Here is a 21964-nt window from a genome sequence, read left to right as displayed (position 1 = left end):
TTGGCCATGGTGGCACCGAAGGGTGAGAGCACCGACGGCCGGAAACGGCGCTGGCAGCAGCACAACGCGGAGCGTCGCCAGTCGGTGATCGATGCCGCCCTCGTCGTCCTCACCCGCGACCTGGCACCCGGCGACGAGCTCAGCGTCCAGCAGATCGCCGACGAGGCCTCCGTGCACCGGACCGTGCTCTACCGCTACTTCGAGGACCGCACTGACCTCGACCTCGCCATCCAGCGCGAGATCTGCCAGCAGGCCGGTGAGGTCCTCCTCGCGACCGTGACCCTGGAGGGCACGCCGCGCCAGATCGTGGAGCGCGTGATCCGCGCCTACGTCGGCTGGGCGGTCGACAACATCGCCCTGATGCGCTTCGCCGAGCGCGACGTCGCAGGTGCTCCGACCAAGCCGCTGGACGACGCCATCGGTCAGATCGCCGAGCAGATCGAGCTCGTGATCGGCGGGTTCCTGGCGATCCTCGAGGCCGAGGTCACCGACGACGACCGCGACAGCCTGACCCCGTGGGTGTTCCTGCTCGTCGGAGGCGCGATGGCCGCCGTACGCAACTGGAGCTCGCGCACTCCCCTGCGGCCCGCTGCACCCGTCTTCACCCAGCTCCTCGCCGACGTCACCTGGCACCAGGTCGAGGGACTCGCCGCCACCCGCAACATCGAGGTGCCCGACCTGCCGGTCGAGCAGCTCCTGAACCTGAAGGAAGCACCATGAGCGACGCCACCAACGCGACCCCCGAGCACCTCGACCTGCTGGTCATCGGCGCCGGGCTCTCGGGCATCGACGCCGCCTACCACTTCTCCAAGGCCTTCCCGCAGAAGTCGTACGCCGTCCTCGAGATGCGCGGCTCCCTCGGCGGGACCTGGGACCTGTTCCGCTACCCCGGCATCCGCTCGGACTCCGACATGCACACGCTCGGCTTCGGCTGGAAGCCGTGGAAGGGCGCGAAGGCGATCGTCGACGGGCCCGACATCCTCGACTACCTCAAGGAAGCGGCCGCCGAGAACGGCATCGACCGCCACATCCGCCACCACCACAAGCTGGTGCACGCCGCGTTCTCCACCGAGGACGCCCGCTGGACGGTGACCGTCGAGCGCACCGACACCGGTGAGACGACCGAGCTCACGGCGAGCTTCCTCTGGTCGACCTCCGGCTACTACCGCTACGACGAGGGCTTCACCCCCGACTTCCCGGGCGTCGCCGACTACGAGGGCCAGCTGGTCCACCCGCAGCACTGGCCCGAGGACCTCGACTACGAGGGCAAGCGCGTCGTGGTCATCGGCTCCGGTGCCACCGCCGTCACCCTGATCCCCGCGCTCGCCAGCTCCGGCGCCGGTCACGTCACGATGCTGCAGCGCACGCCGTCGTACATCATCAGCCAGCCGACGTACGACAAGATCTCGGCGCGGATGTACCAGACGATGCCGGACAAGCTCGCGCAGAAGATCGTGCGCACCCGCTACCTGACGAGCCGGATCGCGTTCTACGAGTTCTGCCAGGCACGGCCGAAGGAGTCGCGCGCGCTGCTGCGCAAGCTGCTCGAGCGCCAGCTGCCGAAGGACGTGAAGTTCGACGACCACTTCAAGCCGCCGTACGACCCGTGGGACCAGCGACTGTGCGCCGTCCCCGGCGGCGACCTCTTCAAGGCCCTGCGCCACCACACCGTCGACATCGTGACCGACCACATCGACCGGTTCACCCCCAAGGGCATCCTGCTGACGTCCGGCCAGGAGCTCGAGGCCGACATCGTCGTCACCGCGACCGGGCTCAACCTGCAGATCTTCGGCGGCGCGACGCTGTCGGTCGACGGTGTCGAGAAGGCGCCGGCCGACACGATGGCCTACAAGGGCCTGATGCTCAGCGACATCCCGAACTTCGCGTTCATCATCGGCTACACGAACGCGTCCTGGACGCTGAAGGCCGACCTGGTGTGCGAGTACGTGGTGAAGCTGATCGCGCACATGGACCGCACCGGCACCCGGACCGTCGTCCCCCGCCGCGACCCCGCCATCACCGAGGAGCCCTTCCTCGACTTCGAGGCCGGCTACGTCATGCGCTCGATCAACGCACTGCCCAAGCAGGGCTCAGAGTTCCCGTGGCGGCTGAAGATGAACTACTTCAAGGACGTGCTGGTGTTCCGCAAGCCGGTCGAGGACAAGGCGTTGGAGTTCAGCAAGTAGGCCGTCCCGCCCGTTGGTCGAGGAGGCCGCCCGCGGCCGTCTCGTCCGTTGGTCGAGGAGGCCGCCCGCGGCCGTCTCGAGACCCGGCAGGAAGGTGCACCGGAGCCGGACGTCTCGAGACGGTCGCTGCGCGACCTCCTCGACGAACGAAGGGCTCACCACGCAAGGTCGTGCACGAACTCGCTCAGCTGCGTCAGGTTCCGACACTCGATCATCTGCACGATCTGGCTGTACGTCGGCGCAGCGGAGTCGCCGGTGCCCCAGTTGCGCTCGTGCTCGGGGTTGAGCCAGAACGCCCTCTTCACCGAACCCGCCAGCTGGCGCAGGGTGTCGTCGTGGAGGTCGCTGTAGTTCGAGCGCGCGTCGCCGAGGATCAGCAGCGTGGTCTTCGGGGTGAGGGCGTCGGCGTGGAGGTCGGCGAACTTCGTGAAGGCCCGGCCGTAGTTGGTGCGTCCCCACAGGGCGGCGTGCGAGGTGGAGGCGGCGAGGTCGGCGAGCACGTCGACGGGGTCGGCGCCGGGACGGAAGTGGCCGGTCACCTCGTGGACGTGGTCGATGAAGGTGAAGGCCCGCATGCTCTGGAAGACCTCGCGCAACGCGAAGACGAGGAGCAAGGTGAACTGGGCGAAGTTGGCGACCGAGCCACTCACGTCGCAGAGCACGACCAGGTCGGTGCGGTGCGGCCGCTTGGGGCGGTGATGGGTGGTCATGGGGACTCCGCCGGTCGCCATGGAGGCGCGGACGGTACGCCGGAAGTCGAGCGGCGCCGTGCGCGCGTGGCGTGAGTGCTGCTCCTTCGCCAGCCGGGTCGCGAGGCGACGGGCGAGCGGGAAGATCTCCTTGCGCATCTCGTCGAGGTCGGTACGACGCGCGGACATGAAGGCGAGCTTGTCGATACTGGGCCGGATCGCGACGTCGGCGACGTGGTCGGGCCCCTTCTCCTCGGCGATGCGGCGACGGGCGTCGTCCTCGACCATCGTGGTGAAGCCGCCGATGCGGCGGTTGGCCATCCGGCGGGCGTCCTCCTCCTCGACGCCCTCGGACATCAGCCCGGCGACGAGCCGGTCGATGAGCTCCTGGGGCGCGACCCGCTGCAGGGCGGTGTAGGCCGACCAGGACGACAGTCCGGGGCCGCGGCCGGGCATCGCACCGAAGACGCCGACCATCTCGGCGGCCAACCGGCGCAGCTCGGCGTCGTCCATCTCCTGCGCCTCGAGCATCTCGGCCAGGCGGTCACGGAAGTCCGACAGGGCGGCGGCGTTGTCGCGGACGTGCTCGCCCCCACCGTCAGCGGCACCCTCAGCCGCACCGTCCAGCCCCAGCGCCCGGGTGCCGTCGCCCACCATCGGCGGGAAGTAGACGTCGAAGAGCGAGTTGAACGTCGTACGCTGCGCCTGCTTCTTGACCATCGTCGCCGCGAACACGTCGCGCACGGTGGCGCGATCGCCCCACTGCACCGCACCGAGGGCGGCGAGCGAGTCGATGTCCTCGGCGAGCGACACCGACAGGCCGGCCCCGCGCAGCGCCTCGACGAACGCGAGGTGGCGGTCCAGCAGGCCGGAGCGGTCGATGTCATTCATCGAGGTCTCAAGCCCGGGCGAGCTTGAGCTCCTTGATCGCTCGCTCGTGGTCGGACTGGTGCTTGAGCACGGCACCGAGGGTACGAGCGATCGCGACCTCGTCGAGGTCGCGGATCTCGAGCGCGATCAGGGTGCGTGCCCAGTCGACGGACTCCGCGATCGACGGCGCCTTCTTCAGCTCCAGCTCGCGCATCCGGGCGACGGTCGTGACGACCTGCTCGGCGATGCGGTCGTCCAGACCGGGCACCTGCTGCTGGAGGATCTGGCGCTCGCGGTGCGCGTCCGGGTAGTCGAGGTGGAGGTAGAGGCAGCGTCGCTTGACGGCCTCGGAGAGCTCACGGCTGGCGTTGGAGGTGAGGACGACGAAGGGACGCCGGGTCGCCTCGACGGTGCCGAGCTCGGGGATCGTCACCTGGAAGTCGCTGAGCACCTCGAGGAGCAGGCCCTCGACCTCGATGTCGGTCTTGTCGACCTCGTCGATCAGCAGCACCGTGGGCTCGTCGCGACGGATCGCCGTGAGGAGCGGCCGGGTCAGCAGGAACTCCTCGGTGAAGATGTCGTCGTGGGTGGCGTTCCAGTCCTGACCACCGTTGTTGGCGGCGTTCGACGCCTGGATGCGCAGCAGCTGCTTCTTGTAGTTCCACTCGTACAACGCGCGGGCCTCGTCGAGACCCTCGTAGCACTGGAGCCGCACCAGCTCGGCACCCGTGGACCGGGCGACGGCCTTGGCGAGCTCGGTCTTGCCGACACCGGCCGGGCCCTCCAGCAGCAGCGGCTTCTCGAGCGCGCCGGCGAGATAGGTGGTGGTCGCCGTCGGGCTGTCCGTGAGGTAGCCCGTCGCGCCGAGGCGGGTCGCGACGTCGGCAGGTGAGTCGAACCAGGTCATGGCCCGATTGTGCCGGTACACCGCTCGGAAGGCGTCGGCCGGGCGTGGATCACATCCTCTGGTCGTGACCCCGGCGGCGTCCGGTCGTTGAGTTCGACAACGGGCACTGTCCGACCAACCGCACCATTCGACGCACCTGGGGGGCTGCTCATGACTGATCTCGCTGCGCCTCCGCGGTGGCTCCGGGTGGCCGTCCAGTCCGTTCGTACGGCGACCACGGTCGGTGCGCTGACCCTCCTGGTCGGCTTCGGCGCGGTCAACATGATCGCCGCACCCCAGCCGCCCGCCAGCGCCGACCGACTCGGCATGTCCTCGGGACCGCTCGATGCGATGATGCAGCAGAACCGCTGCTCGCTGACCGGGTTCGACCGCACGGTGATCCCGAGCACGGCCATCGTCCGCACCCCTGAGGGTGCCACCGAGCTGGTCTCCTTCGACCGCGGCTGGGCCGTCTTCAGCGGCGAGGTCGCCGGTGAGCTGGTCGCCGTCTGCCTCGGCCCGGAGAAGACGCACACCGTCTCCGCACCCTGAGCCTGCGGCTCAGCCCTCGAGCACGTCCGCCGGCGCGGTGGCCGCGACGAGCATCCGACGCAGCACCTTGCCCGTGGCATTGCGCGGCAGGTCCTCGACGAGCCACACCTCGCGCGGAACCTCGTGGCGTGCCAGCTGGTCGCGGACCAGTGACCTGAGCTCCTCCGGGTCCGGGCTCGCCCCGGGACGGGGCACGACGACGGCCCGCAGGCGCTGACCGAACTCCTCGTCCGGCACACCCACGACCACCACCTCGTCGACTCCGGCGTGGGTGGCGAGCACGTCCTCGACCCGCGACGGCACGACGTTCTCGCCCCCGGAGACGATCATGTCGTCCTCGCGACCGACCACGTGGAGCAGGCCGTGCTGGTCGACGTGCCCGATGTCGCCGGTGGAGACGTAGCCGTCCACGACCTCCTTGCCGGAGCCGTCGGAATAGCCCGTGAAGCTGAGCGCGCTGCGCACGAACAGCACGCCGTCCTCGCCCGGGCGCACCCGACGGCGGTCCGCGTCGAGCACCCGGACCCTCGTCGCGACCGGCGGACGGCCGACGCAGCCGGGCGCGAGCGCCAGGTCGGCCGGACTCGCCACCGCTGCCACCCCGACCTCGGTCGAGCCGTAGAGGTTGTGGAGGACGTCGCCGACCCGGTCACGGGTACGACGGCACAGGTCCGCGGACAGCGCCGCTCCGCCGACGTACACCCGACGTAGGCTGGCGAGGTCCTCGTCGTCGCTCTCCACGGCGAGGATCCGGTGCAGCATCGTCGGGACGAGGACCAGCACCTCGGCACGGGTGTCGCGGATGACCTGCACGACGCGGGCGGCGTCGAAGCGACCGGGGAGCACGATCCGGCAGCCGGCGGACAGGGCGAGACAGATCTGCGAGAGTCCCGTGCCGTGGAAGAAGGGCGCTGCCATCAGCACGGTCGCCCGGCGCGGGAACGGCAGGCGGTCGATCACCTGCGCGGTCTGCAGCGGGCTGACCCGTGGTCGCGGCGCGCCTTTCGGCACTCCGGTGGTGCCGCTGGTCAGCACCACGAGGCCACCCGACTTCTCGGGGAACGGCGGTGCATGGCGCGGTCCCTCCGCCACCCACCGGACCAGTGAGGTGGTGGCGCCGTCGAGGTCGTCCGCCGGGTCGAGCGCGTCGGCGAGCACGCGGGTGAGCGCTGCCCGCTCGGCAACCGGGACCGCCAGGGCAGCTGCGACGACGGGGCCGAACTCACGGTCGTGCACCACCACGTCGACCCCCTCGCGCTCCAGCACCGCGCCGAGCTGGGGGGCGGCGGAGCCGGTGTTGAGCAGCACCGCGCGGGCGCCGGCGTACCCGCACGCCGCCAGGGCCTGGACCGCCTGGGCGTGGTCACGGCAGAGCAGTCCGACGACCAGGGTGCCCCGGACACCGGGGCGGGCGGCGGCGAGGCGGCGCAGCCCGTGCGCCTGTGCCGCAGCACCGTCGTCGAGCTGGCGATAGGTCATCTCGCCGAGCACGTCCTGGATGGCGACCGCGTCAGGAGTACGACGCCGCGCGATCCGGATCGCAGCGGTCACCGGCCCGAAGCGCAGGGTCTCGCGGCTCGCACGCAGGGCACGGTCGGGCCGGGTCAGCTCGACCAGTCCCTCCCGGTGCAGCACCCGCAGCGCGCCGACGACGTCCCCCACAGCACCGACAGCGCCGACGGCACCCACAGCGCCCCTGGCGCCCAGCCGGGCGATCATCGACCGCTCCACTGGGGGGTGCGCTTCTCGGCGAAGGCGGCGACGCCTTCGCGGGCATCGTCGGAGAGGACGACGGGGCTGGCCAGCTCGCTCTGTCGGGCGAAGCCCTCCTCGAGCGTCCAGCCCGGGGCGGCCTCGACGATCTGCTTGCCGACCGCCACCGAGAGTGGGGCGTTCGCGGCGATCCGGCGGGCGAGGTCGAGCGCGGCGTCGAGCGTCGCGCCGGGCGCGACGACCGCATTGACGAGACCGAGCTCGGCGAGCCGGGTGGCCGGAAGCGGGTCCGCGACGAGCGCGAGCTCCAGCGCGATCGGGCGCGGCAGGCGGGTGGCGGTCCGCCACAGTCCACCGGCCGCGGCGAGCAACCCACGCTTGGCCTCGGGCAGCCCGAAGACGGCATCGTCCGCAGCGACGACGAGGTCGGCGCAGAGGACGAGCTCGAAGCCGCCCGCGAGAGCGGCGCCCTCCACCGCGGCGATCGTCGGCTTCGTCGGCGGCTCGGCCGTGAGGCCGAGCGGACCGCGCCGGTCCGTTACCGGGATCTCGCCGCGGTGCGCGCCGGAGAGGTCCATGCCGGAGCAGAACGTCCCACCCGCCCCGGTGAGCACGATGACGCGGACGGTCGGGTCTGCCTCGGCGTCGTCGATCGCCCGCTCCAGGGCCAGGGCCGTGGGCCGGTCGATCGCGTTGCGCACGTGCGGCCGGTCGAGGGTCACGACGAGGATGTCGCTTCCGTCGCGGTGGGTGCGCACGGTCGCCGACGGCGGGGCGGGCAGCGCAAGCGGCCCCTCCCCGGCATCGGGTACGACGACGAGTCGCTCACCGTCCAGACGCACCCGGCGTCGTACGGGATCGGAGGCGGTGAGCGCGGTGATCTCGTCGGCGTCCTCCCTGCGCAGCAGCACCCGGTGCCCGTCGTCGGTGAGCACGAAGAGCAGCAGGGCCTCGGGGTCACCGTGGCGGTCGTAGGGCACGGTGAAGGCCTCGACCACTCCCTCGCCGTGCAGGGCCGTGCCGACCGGGCGGCCGGGGGGTCGGTCGAAGGCCGGCTTGAGGTGGGCGAAGGGCCGCGTCGGCGGAGTCGCGGAGTAGACGCCGAGGGCGTGCTTGGTGGCGTACCAGCCGAGCGAGCTGGACAGCCCGTACTCCTCGGGTCGCTCGCGCAGCTGCTCGACCACGGTGGCGACGGCGTGCAGGCCGTAGTTGTTGCCCGGGCCGCCCGCGGAGGTCAGCCCACCGGTGACGGACAGCGGACGCTCGGGGTCCTGCCAGGGCAGCCCGAGCGCCTGCGCACCGAGCTGGACGGCGGCGGGGAAGCAGGAGTAGAGGTCGATCGGCCCCAGGTCGGCCGTCGTGATCCCCGCATGGTCGAGGACGGCCGCGCCGGCGGCGGCGATGGCGGGCGAGCTCGCCAGGTCGGCACGCTCGGAGACGAACCACTCGTCGGTCGCGGCGGCGCCGGCGTGCAGGAACACCCACTTGTCCTGCGGCACTCCGGCGGCGTGCGCGGCGGCGACACTGGTCACGATCACGCCGGCGGCGAGGTCGACCTGGAGGTTGGCGCACATCAGCTTCGTGTACGGCTCGCTCACCCGCCGGTTCTCGGGCGTCGGCGTCGCGATCTCCCCGGAGGTGCGTGCGGTCGGGTCCCAGGCGTACGGGTTCTCGGCCGCGACGGCCGAGCTGCGCGCCCACAGGTCCGCGATCGCGGCGCCGTGCTCGACGATCTCACGCCCGGACGCGGCCCGCAGTGCCGACTCGAGCAGGGCGTAGACGTAGATCGGCGCACCCAGCCCGATGCTGGTCTCCGCCTCGTTGTTGGCCGGGCGGTCCACGCCGATCACCCGGTCGGGCACGGCGTCGTCGGCCTGCCGGGTCCACTCCGGCTCCCGGCCGACCCGCTGGAGGGCGGCGACGGTGGAGCCCGCCTCGGCGCCGCTGACCAGCACCACCTGGGCGGCACCATCGGCGACCTGCTGGGCGGCCTCGTTGACGGCGAGCTGGGCGCCGTCGCCGCCGTACGGCGAGGTCTGCAGGGTGCTCGCCGCGGAGGCACCGACGAGCTCGGCGACCGCACCGGCCTGGTCGCCGTAGGTCCACGAGGCGCTCGGTACGGCGGCGACGAGGTCGGCGACAGCCAGCAGGTCGAGGGTCCCGCCGGCATCCGCGGCGGCCTCACGGAGTGCCTGCGCGGCCAGCCGCGCGGGCTCGGCGGGGTCGGTCAGGTCGGGGTCGCGCACGACGACCTGGCCGACACCGACGACGACCGGCGTGGAGGGCGCCAGCAGGACCCCGGTGCGCTCGTGGAGGACCGGCTCGTCCGGGACCCGCAGGCGCGTGGCTCCGCCGGTGCCCTCGAGCAGTGCGGCCAGGGAGGCGAGGGACTCGGTGAGTGCGATCTGGACGCTGCGGACGGCGGTCAGACCGATCGGTCCGCGAACAGGCGCCCCGTCGAGCGCGCCGTCGAGGCGCACGGCCGTGCCGCCGACGGTCGGCTGGAGGGTGCACCACAGGCCGACGGTGATGCCCATCGGCCCGGTGCCGCGCAGCTCGAAGCCGTCCGGCCCGGCCGCGACGACGGTCCAGCGCGCCTGGGCGGGGATGTCCATGAGGCTGATCTGCTGGACGAACTCCGCGCCGGCCTCGATCCGCTCGGGCCGCTCCCCGCGCCAGGACAGGTGCAGGCTCAGCCACTCGTGGGTGCGTCCGAGATCGAGCACCAGGTCGGCGACCGCCGCGGGGTCGGCGGCCAGCAGTCGCTGTCCGCTGACGTGGCGCGGGTAGCCGGCGACGCCGGACGGGACGGGGAGGTCCACGTCGGCGGGCGCGGCCTCCGGGCCGGGTCGCAGGCGTCGTACGGCGTCCTGGGCGGTGACCTGCGCCGTTCGGGCGAGCACCGGGGCCAGCGTGCGGGCGGTACGGACGGTGCGCTGGAGGCGGGAGGTCGGCATCGGAACTACTTTCCGTCTGATCGGACTGTTTTGTCCAGCATGGCTCATCACCTTCGGCCGCGCAAGCGATCGGCGCCCGGCCGGGCCCTAGGGTGACGCCATGCCCGGGCCCCGACGTACGCAGCAGGAACGGTCCTCGACGACCCGCGCCCTGCTGCTCGAGGCCGCGTTCGCCTGCCTGCTCGACGGCGGCTACTCCGCGACCACGGTGGGCGCGGTCCAGCAACGGGCCGGGGTGGCCCGCGGGACGTTGCTGCACCACTTCCCCACCCGCAGCTCGCTGATGGCCGGCGTGGTCGAGGACGTCGTCGAGCGACGCCTCGGCCTGCTGACCGCGAGCACGACGGACGCCGCCGTGCCGTGGGACGACCTGGTCGACCGCATCTGGCTGGAGCTGCAGGGGCCGGCCTACGCCGTGACCCTCGAGCTCTGGGTCGCCGCCCGCACCGACGACGACCTGCGTCAGGCCCTGTTGCCGCTCCAGGACCGGATCTTCCTCACGGTGCACCGCGGTGTGACCGCCCTGGTCGGCGAGGACAACCCCCGCGCGCCGCTGCTCGTCCAATTCACGATCGACCTGCTGACCGGCGCCCACCTGGCGGGCCTCCTGCAACGACGTGCCGGCACCGACCTGGTCGTGGATGCGTGGAAGCAGGCGTTGCGGTCGCTCGCGCAGGGGTGAACGTCGGCGGCTGGGTGGTCTCCGCGCCGGGCTGGTCCGCTGCAACACGCTGTCCACCCGACTACCTGACACCTGCCGTCGCCAGACCCGTGCTGCAACGGCGTGGTGGATACGCCAACCGGCGGGTGGTCGGGCGAACAGCGTGTTGCATCACCGCTCGGCGAGCCGATCTCAGCTCGCGAGCGCCTCGCCGAGGAACCTCAGCACGCCCGGCGCGATCCGGCGCCAGTAGCCGCTGTCGTGGTCGCCGAGCTCGAGACGCCCGGCCGGGCGACGTGCGAATCCCTCGACGTAGTCGCGGCACGTCGCGAAGAACGGGTCGCCCTTGCCGCAGTCGACCCGCACCGCGATCCCGTCGAGCTCGTCCTGTCGGCCCAGGACGGTGACCTGCTCGAAGTCGGAGGCGTCGTCGTAGGCGCCGGGCGCGGTGTCGGCGTACCGGTGCCACAGCGCGGGTGACATCGCCGCCACCGCGGCGACCCGGTCCGGGCCGAGCCGCGAGGCGAGGTGGAGGGCACCGAAGCCGCCCATCGACCAGCCCGTGAACGCGACCCGACTGGTGTCGAGCCCGCTCTCCTCCAGGCGCGGCAGGAGCTCGTCCACGACCATCGTCGCGGCCCGGTCACCGTCGGAGCGGTCGTGCCAGTACGACTCGTCGCCGTCGACGCTCGCGATCGCGAACGGCGGCACCCCGCGCGCCACGGCATCGGCGAGGAAGCGGTCGAGTGCGAGACGGGTACGTCGGAAGGCGGCCGTGTGGTCCTGGCCCCGACCGTGCAGGACGACCACGACGGGCAGGCCCGCGGGGGCGCCGGCGGGTCGGGCGAGCGCCCAGCCCACCCGCCGGCCCCGCGCCTGGGACCGGAAGGCCCGCCACTCGACGGTGGCGGGCTCCACGTCGGGCGCCTCGGCCTCGCCGCCGTCGAGCCCGAGGTGGTGGTAGGCGGACGACCGGCCCGGCAACACCTCGAGCTGGATGCCTGTGGCGACTGCGCCGCCCGCGGCCGCCGTACCTCCGCCCGCCCACAGCAGCGCGCGCCGGGACATCTTCTTCATGCAGCGATCCTCTCGTCCCCGGTGGGACGCGCGAGGGGCGGCCGAGGTTGTCAGCCCTGGGGAACGCCGCAGGTCCGGTCGATCTCGTCGGCCGCGTCCCGCACCTCGGCCATCAGGTCCTCGCTGCTGACGTAGGTCGTGACGTCGTCGAGGAAGTCGACCAGCTGGCCCGCCGGGTCGGAGAGCTCCGGTGCACCCTCGGAGACGACCTGGAACAGGCCCTGCTGGGTGGCCTCACGCTCGGCAACGGCGATGGCGTCCGTGCCGTCGGCGTGTGCGAGCGCCTGATCGACCAGACCGTCCTCACCGACGAGCAGCGCACAGTCCTTGGCCAGCGGATCGGAGTCGGCTGAGACCTCGTCGCGAGCAGGCTCCTCCTCGCTTCCACAACCCGTGGCGGCGAGCGCGATGCCCAGCACGAGCAGGGCACCCGCACCCTTCGTCGACGACCGCTTGGCAACCCGAAGAGCATTGCGCACCATGTGAATCAGTCCCATCCGTGAGTACGGCCAGCGGCAAGGGGGCCTGCTGGCCGGGAACCTCGAGGCTGTCAGCCGACGGGGGCGCGGCCGAGAGCACCGCTACTCAGCTCGGGCGGTGAGAACGCGGAAGCCCCCGCCGGGCTTGCGCTCGGCGGGGGCTCTCACGTTCAGCTGGCGGTGGCGGAGGGATTTGAACCCTCGGTGGACTTGCGCCCACAAACGCTTTCGAGGCGTTCTCCTTAGGCCGCTCGGACACGCCACCGCCGGGAACCTTACCGGAGCGGCGCGAGCCGCCGAAATCCGGCGCAGGCCCCGGTGGTGACGCTCGCCGGACGCCTGTGATCAGCCGTTGTTGCGCGGGTGGACCGGGCGCACGAGCGGCTCGTAGGCCAGGCCGCTGGTGACACCGGTGGCCGTGTAGATCGCGGTGATCTCGCCGCCGTACAGGAACGACCCGCCGCCGGCCTCGGCAACGACGACCTCGACCTTGTGGGTGCCCTTCGGGGCAGGGAAGGTCGCGGTGACCGCGCCCGACTCTCCTTCGCCGCTGCCGACGTAGCTCAGGCTCCGGCCGGCCACGTCGAGGATCTTGCCGTCGACGCTGGCAGCCAGCGCCCCCTCTCCGTCGCAGAACCGGTGAACCTTTACCGTTAGCGAGCGAGGCGAGCGTGCCGGCCCGGCGCCACGAGCGTTGCGTTGGTGCTGCCGGCGGCCGTCCACACCATGGAGAGCTCGGCGCCGTAGAGGACGAAGTCGAAGTCCCCGAGCTCGGCGGCATTGACGGCGTACAACTCCACCTTGTGGGCGCCGGCAGCGACCGGGACGACGGTGGTGAGGGCGCCGTTGGCGCTGGACCCGGAGGTCAGGTCGAGGGCGTGGACGATGTCGACCCGCTTGTCGTCGACGAAGAGCGCGAACAGCAGGTCGTCGACACCGGCGATCTCTGCGTCGTCTCCCGCATCGATGGTCGCGTTGATCTGCAGGAAGCCCTTGCCCGTCGTGACGGAGCGGGCGACGGCGGTGGTGGCGTTGGTGAAGCCGTAGGCGTCGTTCTCCACGGCAGCCCACATCCGGGCCTCGTCGGCGATGTCGGCTCCGGTGATGCCGGCCGTCCTGACGTCGGCACCGGTGATCGTTCCAGTGGCGATGTCGGCACCCGTGATGGTGCCGTCCTTGATCTGCTTGCCGGTGATCAGGGCGCCGGCGACGGCGCCGCCGGTCGTCCCCAGCAGGACGACGAGGACCAGGAGCGCGAGGCTGAGGGGGTTGATGGCGCCGGCGAACCGGCGGTTGTGCGTGGTGGACAAGGGGTTCCCTTCGAAGACGAGCAAAGCCCGAACCGTAGTTGTGGTCCGCCGACTTGTCAGAGGGTTCACCGAAAACTGTCCGATCGACCGAAGGTCGATGGAGACGCCGGCGATGCAACGTCGTTGCAACGTTGCGCGAGCATCGTCGGAGGACACGAGACGCTGGTCACACGGGGGACGACGTTGTCTACTGGACTCATGACGTACGAGCCCGCATCGATGCGGGCGGAGGTTGCCGCCTCCTGGGAGCGATCGGCAGCAGCTGGCGTTGACGTCGCTCAGACCGAGACACCTCTTGCCCTCGACGTCCCCGACCTGCGCGGGCAGCGCGAGGCCCACCCGTTGGCGCGGGTCTTCCCGCTGCTGGACGACGTGCTCGGCCGCGAGGTGCGCGACTGCGACGCGGTCATGGCGCTCGCGGATGCCGAGGGCACGCTGCTCTGGGTGTGCGGCAACACCGACAACCTTCGTCGCGCGGAGAGGATCGGCTTCGTCGAGGGCAGCAACTGGGACGAGCGCCTGGCCGGCACCAACGCGCCCGGTCTCGCCCTCGCCACCGGCCGCGACGCGTTCATCACCCGTGACGAGCACTTCCGCTCCTCGGTGCGCTCGTGGAGCTGTGCGGCGACGCCGATCCACGACCCCGGCACCAGCCAGATCCTCGGCGTCCTGGACGTCACCGGGGGCGACTCGCTCGTCGTACCCCAGACAATGGCGATGGTCCGCGCCGCAGCGCGCCTCGCCGAGGCGGAACTGGCCCGCCTGACCCCACCCCCGCAGCCGACCGGCGACCGGGCCACCGGTCTCCGGCTGCTGCTGGAGCTGCTCGGCCACAACGAAGCCCTGATCACCATCGACGACGGGCGCGGCAGGCTCAGCCGACTGCGACTGTCGCGACGCCACAGCGAGATCGTCGCGCTGCTCGCCTCCTCCCCGGGTGGGCTGACCGGCGACGAGCTCGCCGTCCTGCTCTACGAGGAGGACGGCGGAACGTCCACGCTGCGAGCCGAGCTCAACCGCCTGCGCGGCCTGCTCGGCGAGGAGCTGCTCGCGTCGCGGCCCTACCGGCTCACCGCCCCCGTCACCGGCGACTGGCTCGCCGTCGAGGCCCAGCTCGCAGCCGGGGACGTGCGTTCGGCGATGCGGGGGTACGGCGGACCGGTGCTGCCCAGGTCCACGGCACCCGGCGTCACCCGGCTCCGCGAATCGCTCGCCGCATCGATCCGGCAGGCGCTGCTGCGCTCCGGCGCGGCCGAGCTGATGTCGGCCTGGACCCGGTCGGGCTGGGGCCGCGACGACTACGACATGTGGTTGGCCCAGCAGGCCGTCGTACCCGTGTCGTCGCCGATGCGGGCGCTCGTGGACGGGCAGATCGCCCGGCTCGACGCGGAGCTGGCGTAGGGCACAAGCGCACAAGGTGTTGCGGTTTGGGACCAAACCGCAACATTTTGGCCCGCGCACGTGCGGTTTGTGACCAAACCGCATGGCTGGGGACTCGCGCAACCAACCTGCAACGTCTCGCTTCGTAGCGTCGTGATCGCCGTCACATCGCGGCGTCCACGACAAGCACTGGAGCACTCATGACCGTCTACGCAGCACCGGGACAGCCCGACTCCCTCGTCACCGTCGACAGCCGCTACGGCCACTACATCGGAGGCCAGTGGGTCGCACCGGTCAAGGGCGACTACTTCGAGAACATCTCGCCGATCAACGGCAAGCCGTTCACCGAGATCGCCCGCGGCACCGAGGAGGACGTCGAGGCTGCCCTCGACGCCGCCCACGCTGCCGCTCCGTCGTGGGGCAAGACCTCCACGACGGAGCGGTCCAACATCCTGCTCAAGATCGCCGACGTGATGGAGGCGAACCTCACCGCGATCGCCGTGGCCGAGACGTGGGAGAACGGCAAGCCGGTCCGCGAGACCCTGGCCGCCGACATCCCCCTCGCCATCGACCACTTCCGCTACTTCGCCGGCGCGCTGCGTGCCCAGGAGGGCTCGATCGGCGAGATCGACGAGAACACCATCGCCTACCACTTCCACGAGCCGCTGGGTGTCGTCGCGCAGATCATCCCGTGGAACTTCCCGATCCTGATGGCCGTGTGGAAGCTCGCTCCGGCCCTGGCCGCTGGCAACGCGGTCGTGCTCAAACCCGCCGAGCAGACCCCGTGGTCGATCCTCAAGCTCATCGAGCTGATCGGCGACCTGCTCCCCGCCGGCGTACTCAACATCGTCAACGGCTTCGGAGTGGAGGCGGGCAAGCCCCTCGCCTCGTCCTCACGGATCGCGAAGGTCGCCTTCACCGGTGAGACCACCACCGGCCGCCTGATCATGCAGTACGCCAGCCAGAACATCATCCCGGTCACCCTGGAACTCGGCGGCAAGAGCCCGAACATCTTCTTCGAGTCCGTCGCCAACGAGCGCGACGCGTTCTACGACAAGTCCCTCGAGGGCTTCGCGATGTTCGCCCTCAACCAGGGCGAGGTCTGCACCTGCCCGTCGCGTGCCCTCGTGCAGCGCAGCATCTACTCCGAGTTCGTGCACGACGCCGTTGCACGGGTGGAGGCGATCAAGCAGGGCAACCCGCTCGACGACACCACGATGATCGGCGCTCAGGCCTCCAACGACCAGCTCGAGAAGATCCTGTCCTACATCGAGATCGGCAAGGCCGAGGGCGCCAAGGTACTCACCGGTGGCGAGCGCGCGATCCTCGAGGGCGACCTCGCAGGCGGGTACTACGTGCAGCCGACCGTCTTCGAGGGCGACAACTCGATGCGGATCTTCCAGGAGGAGATCTTCGGACCCGTCGTCTCGCTGACCGCCTTCGACGACGAGGCCGACGCCCTCAAGATCGCCAACGACACGCTCTACGGCCTGGGCGCCGGTGTGTGGTCGCGCGACGGGTCGCAGGCCTTCCGCGCCGGCAAGGAGATCCAGGCCGGACGGGTGTGGACGAACAACTATCACGCCTACCCCGCGCACGCCGCGTTCGGCGGCTACAAGCAGTCGGGCATCGGCCGCGAGAACCACAAGATGATGCTCGACCACTACCAGCAGACCAAGAACCTGCTGGTCTCCTACAGCCCCGACGCACTCGGGTTCTTCTGAGCCGTGGAAGGGGCGCATCGAGCGCCAGTACGTCGAATGGCGAGCAACGATCCAGGAGATGCGATGAACGACGTACCGGCCCGGGTCGAGGTGACCGGTGAGGCCGCGGAACTGATCCGCGGCCTCACCGAGGCACACGGCCCGGTCATGTTCCACCAGTCCGGCGGGTGCTGCGACGGGTCCGCGCCGATGTGCTACCCGGACGGCGAGTTCCTGCTCGGTGGCGCCGACGTCCACCTGGGTGACCTCGACGTCGGGCTCGAGCGCGACGTACCCGTGTGGATGTCGAAGGCGCAGTTCGAGTACTGGTCGCACACCCACCTCACCATCGACGTGGTGAAGGGCCGCGGTGCGGGCTTCTCGCTCGAGGCGCCGCACGGCGTACGGTTCCTGATCCGCTCGCGCCTGTTCACCGACGACGAGGCCGCGGCCGTCGCGCCGGTGACCACCGGATGATCGCCCGGGAGCTGGCGATGCTCGTACGGGACGTGACGTCGTGGGCGGTACGACGGTCCTCCGTACGGCGGACCTCGGTCCGGCACGATTCGGGCGCGGCGGGCAGCGGCGCAGCAGCGATGTAACACGCTGTTCGCGGCACCACCCGACCGTTGCCGTCTGTCACACGCCGTCCCAGCGCCTGATTTCGTACGGGAACCGTCAGGTGGTCAGGTGGACAGCGTGTTGCAGCGCGCTCACGCAACCACCTACCGCTGGCCGATCTCGTGGATCCACAACGCATTGGTCGAGCCGGGCACTCCGGGCGGGCTGCCGGCGACGATCACCACGAGGTCGCCCTCGAGCACCCGGCCGCTGCGGAGCAGCTCGTGGTCGACCTGGGTGACCATGTCGTCGGTGTCGACGGGGGGTGCGGTCGTGTAGGCCTCGACGCCCCAGCTCAGCGCGAGCTGGGAGCGGACCTGCGGGTCGGGGGTGAAGGCGAGGGTGGGGATCCGGCTGCGCAGGCGCGCGACCCGGCGGGCCGAGTCGCCGGACTGGGTGAAGGCGACGACGTACTTCGCGCCGACCCGGGCGGCGACCTCCTCGGCGGCCTTGGTGATCACGCCACCGCGGGTGTGCGGGTCCCAGGTGATGCGGCCGAAACGGCCGAAGGTGTCGTCGACGAGGGCGTTGTGCTCGGTCGAGGCGATGATCCGCGCCATCGTCTCGACGGTCGTGATCGGGTGGGCGCCGACGCTGGTCTCGCCGGACAGCATCACGGCGTCCGCGCCGTCGAGGACGGCGTTGGCGACGTCGCTGGTCTCGGCGCGGGTCGGCGCCGGGTTGGTGATCATCGACTCGAGCATCTGGGTGGCCACGATGACCGGGCGGGCGGCGCGGCGGGCGGCGACGATGATCTGCTTCTGCAGGAACGGCACCTCCTCCAGCGGGCACTCCACGCCGAGGTCGCCGCGCGCGACCATCACGCCGTCGAACGCCTCGACGATGGCGTCGAGGTTGGCGATCGCCTGGGGCTTCTCGATCTTCGCGATGACCGGGACCGAGATCCCCTCCTCACGCATGATCGCGCGCACGTCCTCCGCGTCGGCGGCGTCGCGCACGAAGCTGAGCGCCACGACGTCGACGCCGAGGTGCAGCGCGAAGCGCAGGTCCGCGGCGTCCTTCTCGGACAGTGCGGGCACGGACACGGCCACGCCGGGCAGGTTGATGCCCTTGTGGTCGCTGACCGGTCCGCCGACGAGCACCTCGGTGATCACGTCGGTCTCGCTCACCTCGACGACGCGCAGGCGCACCTTGCCGTCGTCGATGAGCACGGGGTCGCCGGTCCTCACGTCGCCCGGGAGGCCGACGTACGACGTCGCGCAGGCCTCGCCGTCGCCGCTGATGTCGCGGGTGGTGATCGTCCACCGCTGCCCGCGGCGCAGGACGACGGGGCCGTCGGCGAAGCGGCGCAGCCGGATCTTCGGGCCCTGCAGGTCGGCCAGCACGGCGACCGCGTGACCGCTGGCCTCGGCGGCGTCACGGACGCGGCGGTAGACCTCGGCATGGTCGTCCTGGGTGCCGTGGCTCATGTTGAGACGGGCGACGTCCATGCCGGCGTCGACCAGGGCCTGGATCTTGGCCTCGGACGCGGTCGCAGGCCCGAGCGTGCACACCACCTTCGCGCGGCGCCCGCGCGGGAGCGCCGTGCGCTCGATGATCGGGTCGGGACGGTTGAGCAGGCCAGTCATGGGCGGGGCTCCTGGATGCGCAGCGTGGCGGACGAAGTGATGCGGAACACTCTATTGGATCGATCCAATAGAACTGAATCGCCACTCGATCCGATGGCGATAGGTCTCCCCCGGCCGCAGTACGGCGCTCGGCCAGCCGGGATGGTGAGGCGAGTCCGGGTGGAGCTGCGGCTCCAGCGCGATCCCCGCACAGCGCCCGAGCGGCACCCCGTCCCGGTCGACCTCCGAGCCGTCGAAACCGTCCGCGGTGAAGACCTGCAGGCCCGGCTGGTCGCTCCATATCTCGACCCGGGTCCGCGTGCCCGGAGCCTCCAGCGTCACGTGCCGCTGCCACCCCGAGCCGTCGGGGGCGAAGTCGTGGTCGAGGCCGCCGATGTCCCCGACCCGGACCGGCGTACGGAGGTCGAAGCGAGTGCCCTCGACGGACGCGAGGTCGCCGGTCGGGATCGCCACCTCGTCGACCGGAAGGTAGGAGCCGGCGGGCACCTGCACGACGTGGTCGTCGACCGGGCCGGCGCCGTGCAGGTTGAGGTAGACGTGGCTGGTCAGGTTGACGAGCGTCGGAGCGGTCGTGGTCGCGGTGAGCTCGAGGACGACGCAGTGCTCCGCGACGTCGTACGACGCTCGCGCGGTCACCTCCCCCGGGTAGCCCGCGTCCCCCGCCGGGCTGACCAGCTCGAAGGTCGCCGACGTCGCGGTGCGCTCGACCAGGGTCCAGGCACGCGTGTGGAACCCCTCGGGACCACCGTGGAGGTGGTGGCCGCGGTCGTTGAGCGGCAGCTCGTGCTCGATCCCGTCGAGCTCGAAGCGGCCGCGCGCGATCCGGTTGGCGTAGCGCCCGACGACGCTGCCGACGTACAGGCGCGACGCCCGGACGGCGGCACCGTCGGCCAGACCGAGCGCGACGTCCCGCCGCACGCCGTCGCCACCGGTCACGACGAGGCGCTGGACCGTCGCCCCCACCTCGAGCAGGTGCAGCTCCGGCCCCGGCGCACCGCCGAGGACGATCGCTCCGGGATCGGTCACCAGCGTGGGTGGATCGCGTCCCGCAGGCTGCGGTCGTAGATCGCGCGCACTCCGTCGAGGAACTCCTCGGGGAGCGGCGCGAGGACCCCGGCCGCGGCGTTCGCGGTGGCCTGGTCGACGTTGCGGGCACCGGGGATGACCGTCGTGACGCCGGACTGCTGCCAGCACCACGCGATCGCTGCCGCGGCGGGCGGGACCGAGCCGCCGAGGGTGTCGCGCACCAGCGCGGTGAACTCCGCAGCGGCGGCGACGCCGGTGCCGTAGTCCACACCCGAGAAGGTCTCGCCGACGTCGAAGGCGCTGCCGTCGCGGTTGTAGTTGCGGTGGTCGTCGGCCGCGAAGACGGTCGACTCGTCGTACCTCCCGGAGAGCAGGCCCGACGCCAGCGGGACGCGCGCGATGATGGCGACGTCGGCGGCCGCTGCCGCGGGGAGCACGTCGTCCAGCGGCTTGAGCCGGAAGCCGTTGAGGATGATCTGCACGGACTGCACGCCCGGTCGGCTGATCGCCGACAGCGCCTGTGCGCAGGTCTCGACGCTGACGCCGTACGCAGCGATGACGCCGTCGGCAACGAGCCCGTCGAGCGCGTCGTAGGTAGCGTCCGCGTCGATCACGTCCGAGGGCGGACAGTGGAGCTGGACCAGGTCGATCCGGTCGACGCCGAGGTTGCTGCGGGAGCGGTCCAGCCAGCTGCGGAAGTTGGCGGGCGAGTAGTTGGCGGCGACCTGGTCCAGTCGGCGACCCATCTTGGTCGCGACCGTGAACCCCGCGTCGGGATGGGCGGCGAGGAAGCCGCCGACGATCTGCTCGCTGCGGCCGTCGCCGTAGACGTCGGCGGTGTCGTAGAAGGTCACACCGCCTTCCGCCGAGGCCTCGAGGACGGCGCGCGCGTCCGACTCACTGACCGCCCCCCAGTCGGCGCCGAGCTGCCAGGTGCCGAGTCCGACGACGGAGACGTCACGACCGGTGGTGCCGAAGCTGCGCTGTTCCATGGGGGTCCTTCCGGGGATGCGGGTGGTTGTCAGGTGCGCGAGCGCGCCAGGCGCGCGTCGATCGCGGCGGGGCTGAGGACCTGGTCGAGCGCGTGGGTCGCGCAACCGACCAGACCGGCGCGGTCGCCGTACGTCGCGGGCAGGAACTGCAGCTCGCGGGTGGCCAGCGCGGATGCGCGCGCATAGACGGCCTCGCGTACGCCGGCGGCGTACACGTCGTAGGCAGCGGCCATGTCCCCGCCCAGGACGACGGCCTGGGGGTTGAGCAGGTTGATCGCGACGGCGAGCAGCTCGCCGACCTGACGTCCGCTCTCGCGCAACAGCTGCTTGGCCTCGGCGTCGCCGACGAGTGCCTGCGCGACGAGGTCGCGGATGTGCTCGACGGTGCGCCCCTCCTCACGCAGCCGCGCGACCAGGGCCCATCCGGCGGCGAGCGTCTCGAGGCAACCGACGTCGCCGCAGCGGCAGGGGCGACCGACCGCCTCCGGGACCTTGGTGTGCCCCAGGTCCCCGGCGCCACCCCGGGAGCCGCTGATGATCCGGCCGTCGGCGATGACGCCCAGGCCGATGCCGGTGGAGGCCTTGACCACGAGGACGTCGCGCACCGAGGACGCGTGACCGAGGAACTCCGAGCGGGCCATGGCGTCGGCGTCGTTGGCGAGGAAGAGGGGGGCCGCAGCGATCCCGTCGAGGTACGGCGCGAGGGGCACGCCGTCCCAGCCGGCCATCACCGGCGTGTCGACACTGACGCCCCGCTCGGGGTCCACGACGCCCGGCAACGAGACGCCGATGCCCAACACCGGCGGCAGGTCGGGGGTCAGCAACGTGCGCAGGTGCTCGGCGACGCCGGGCATGACGTCGTCGGGTCCGGCGCCGATCTCGTGGTCGACCGCCGACGCCGACAGCTCCGTGCCGCCGAGGTCGTAGATCGCGACCTGCGACCGCGATCGTCCGATGGCCGCCGTGAGCACGATCCCGGCCAGGTGGTTGACGACCAGGCTGCCCGCCGGTCGGCCACCCGTGGACGCGAGCTCGGCCCCGAGCAGGACCAGTCCGGACTCGGCAAGGGCATTGACCCGGGCGACCACGGCGGTGCGGGAAAGACCCGTGACGGCGCGCAGGTCGGAGCGGGTCGCGGCCCGGCCGGACCGGAGCAGCGCGAGCAGGTCACCGGCGGTGGCGGACTCCCGCACCACGGGCGGAACACGCACCTCGGCCATGGTCGGGGATCATAACTCCTTCGACTTCGATCTCAAAAAGACCTAAGTAGTGC

At 71.5% G+C, this 21964-nt stretch carries 19 protein-coding genes and 1 tRNA gene; 7 read left to right on the top strand and 13 right to left on the bottom strand.

Features of this window, described 5'->3' with window-relative positions:
- Nucleotides 1-6 precede the first annotated feature (6 nt).
- The gene (locus ASE01_RS05580) at nucleotides 7-720 is read left to right on the top strand and encodes a TetR/AcrR family transcriptional regulator (RefSeq protein ID WP_056749183.1); all 714 of its coding nucleotides are present in this window, start codon (nucleotides 7-9) and stop codon (nucleotides 718-720) included.
- A complete protein-coding gene (locus ASE01_RS05575; RefSeq protein WP_056749182.1) occupies nucleotides 717-2186 on the top strand; it encodes a flavin-containing monooxygenase in 1470 nt (489 codons plus the stop codon). The genes ASE01_RS05580 and ASE01_RS05575 overlap by 4 nt, the downstream gene beginning before the upstream one ends.
- A 155-nt stretch (nucleotides 2187-2341) precedes the next feature.
- On the opposite strand, the gene ASE01_RS05570 is transcribed toward ASE01_RS05575, so the two are convergent.
- A complete protein-coding gene (locus tag ASE01_RS05570; protein WP_056749181.1) occupies nucleotides 2342-3766 on the bottom strand; it encodes a VWA domain-containing protein in 1425 nt (474 codons plus the stop codon).
- A 7-nt stretch (nucleotides 3767-3773) separates the two neighbouring features.
- Nucleotides 3774-4652 (bottom strand): AAA family ATPase, encoded by an 879-nt coding sequence (locus tag ASE01_RS05565; RefSeq protein WP_056749355.1) that lies wholly within the window; start codon nucleotides 4650-4652, stop codon nucleotides 3774-3776.
- Between the two features lie 150 nt (nucleotides 4653-4802).
- On the opposite strand from ASE01_RS05565, the gene ASE01_RS05560 reads away from it, so the two are divergent.
- On the top strand, nucleotides 4803-5183 hold the full coding sequence (locus tag ASE01_RS05560) for a hypothetical protein (RefSeq protein WP_157537114.1): 381 nt from the start codon (nucleotides 4803-4805) through the stop codon (nucleotides 5181-5183).
- 9 nt (nucleotides 5184-5192) lie between these two features.
- On the opposite strand, the gene ASE01_RS05555 is transcribed toward ASE01_RS05560, so the two are convergent.
- Both ASE01_RS05555 and ASE01_RS05550 read right to left on the bottom strand, forming a co-directional pair.
- Entirely contained in the window at nucleotides 5193-6902 is a 1710-nt protein-coding gene (locus ASE01_RS05555; RefSeq protein WP_056749179.1) for an AMP-binding protein, read from the bottom strand.
- Nucleotides 6899-9853: a crotonase/enoyl-CoA hydratase family protein gene (locus ASE01_RS05550; protein WP_056749178.1), complete on the bottom strand. Its 2955-nt coding sequence runs from the start codon at nucleotides 9851-9853 to the stop codon at nucleotides 6899-6901. The genes ASE01_RS05555 and ASE01_RS05550 overlap by 4 nt, the downstream gene beginning before the upstream one ends.
- A 100-nt stretch (nucleotides 9854-9953) precedes the next feature.
- On the opposite strand from ASE01_RS05550, the gene ASE01_RS05545 reads away from it, so the two are divergent.
- On the top strand, nucleotides 9954-10535 hold the full coding sequence (locus tag ASE01_RS05545) for a TetR/AcrR family transcriptional regulator (protein WP_056749177.1): 582 nt from the start codon (nucleotides 9954-9956) through the stop codon (nucleotides 10533-10535).
- Nucleotides 10536-10706: 171 nt separating this feature from the next.
- Here the strand turns inward: ASE01_RS05545 and ASE01_RS05540 are convergent, their stop codons facing one another.
- The 5 genes from ASE01_RS05540 to ASE01_RS05520 form a co-directional block, all read right to left on the bottom strand.
- Nucleotides 10707-11591, bottom strand: a complete 885-nt coding sequence (locus ASE01_RS05540; protein WP_056749176.1) for an alpha/beta hydrolase — start codon at nucleotides 11589-11591, stop codon at nucleotides 10707-10709.
- 50 nt (nucleotides 11592-11641) lie between these two features.
- Nucleotides 11642-12073, bottom strand: a complete 432-nt coding sequence (locus ASE01_RS05535; protein WP_056749175.1) for a hypothetical protein — start codon at nucleotides 12071-12073, stop codon at nucleotides 11642-11644.
- A 172-nt stretch (nucleotides 12074-12245) separates the two neighbouring features.
- Nucleotides 12246-12335: transfer RNA gene (locus ASE01_RS05530), tRNA-Ser, on the bottom strand.
- Nucleotides 12336-12415: 80 nt separating this feature from the next.
- Nucleotides 12416-12652 carry a hypothetical protein gene (locus ASE01_RS05525; protein WP_056749174.1) on the bottom strand — a complete coding sequence of 79 codons (237 nt, stop codon included), beginning with the start codon at nucleotides 12650-12652 and terminating at the stop codon, nucleotides 12416-12418.
- Nucleotides 12653-12723: 71 nt separating this feature from the next.
- Nucleotides 12724-13380, bottom strand: a complete 657-nt coding sequence (locus ASE01_RS05520; RefSeq protein ID WP_157537113.1) for a hypothetical protein — start codon at nucleotides 13378-13380, stop codon at nucleotides 12724-12726.
- A gap of 198 nt (nucleotides 13381-13578) precedes the next feature.
- On the opposite strand from ASE01_RS05520, the gene ASE01_RS05515 reads away from it, so the two are divergent.
- From ASE01_RS05515 to ASE01_RS05505, 3 genes are all read left to right on the top strand, one after another.
- On the top strand, nucleotides 13579-14781 hold the full coding sequence (locus ASE01_RS05515) for a GAF domain-containing protein (RefSeq protein ID WP_056749172.1): 1203 nt from the start codon (nucleotides 13579-13581) through the stop codon (nucleotides 14779-14781).
- 179 nt (nucleotides 14782-14960) lie between these two features.
- Complete coding sequence (locus ASE01_RS05510) at nucleotides 14961-16484, top strand: aldehyde dehydrogenase family protein (RefSeq protein WP_056749171.1); 1524 nt, start codon at nucleotides 14961-14963, stop codon at nucleotides 16482-16484.
- Nucleotides 16485-16547: 63 nt separating this feature from the next.
- Complete coding sequence (locus ASE01_RS05505) at nucleotides 16548-16940, top strand: DUF779 domain-containing protein (RefSeq protein WP_056749170.1); 393 nt, start codon at nucleotides 16548-16550, stop codon at nucleotides 16938-16940.
- 248 nt (nucleotides 16941-17188) lie between these two features.
- Here ASE01_RS05505 and pyk read toward each other — a convergent pair whose 3' ends face one another.
- From pyk to ASE01_RS05485, 4 genes are read right to left on the bottom strand one after another with little or no spacing between them, the layout of a single operon-like run.
- Nucleotides 17189-18673 (bottom strand): pyruvate kinase, encoded by a 1485-nt coding sequence (gene pyk / locus ASE01_RS05500; RefSeq protein ID WP_056749169.1) that lies wholly within the window; start codon nucleotides 18671-18673, stop codon nucleotides 17189-17191.
- 51 nt (nucleotides 18674-18724) lie between these two features.
- Nucleotides 18725-19699, bottom strand: a complete 975-nt coding sequence (locus ASE01_RS05495; RefSeq protein WP_056749168.1) for an aldose epimerase family protein — start codon at nucleotides 19697-19699, stop codon at nucleotides 18725-18727.
- Nucleotides 19696-20691: an aldo/keto reductase gene (locus tag ASE01_RS05490; RefSeq protein ID WP_056749167.1), complete on the bottom strand. Its 996-nt coding sequence runs from the start codon at nucleotides 20689-20691 to the stop codon at nucleotides 19696-19698. Before ASE01_RS05490 ends, ASE01_RS05495 begins: the two co-directional genes overlap by 4 nt.
- A 29-nt stretch (nucleotides 20692-20720) precedes the next feature.
- Nucleotides 20721-21911 carry an ROK family protein gene (locus ASE01_RS05485; RefSeq protein WP_056749166.1) on the bottom strand — a complete coding sequence of 397 codons (1191 nt, stop codon included), beginning with the start codon at nucleotides 21909-21911 and terminating at the stop codon, nucleotides 20721-20723.
- Between the last annotated feature and the right edge of the window lie 53 nt (nucleotides 21912-21964).

Origin of the sequence: Nocardioides sp. Root190, assembly GCF_001428565.1 — a bacterium.
Taxonomy (GTDB): Bacteria; Actinomycetota; Actinomycetes; order Propionibacteriales; family Nocardioidaceae; genus Nocardioides.
The sequence above is the reverse complement of the archived record's forward strand: the minus strand, read 5'-3'. Positions and strand labels throughout refer to the sequence as shown.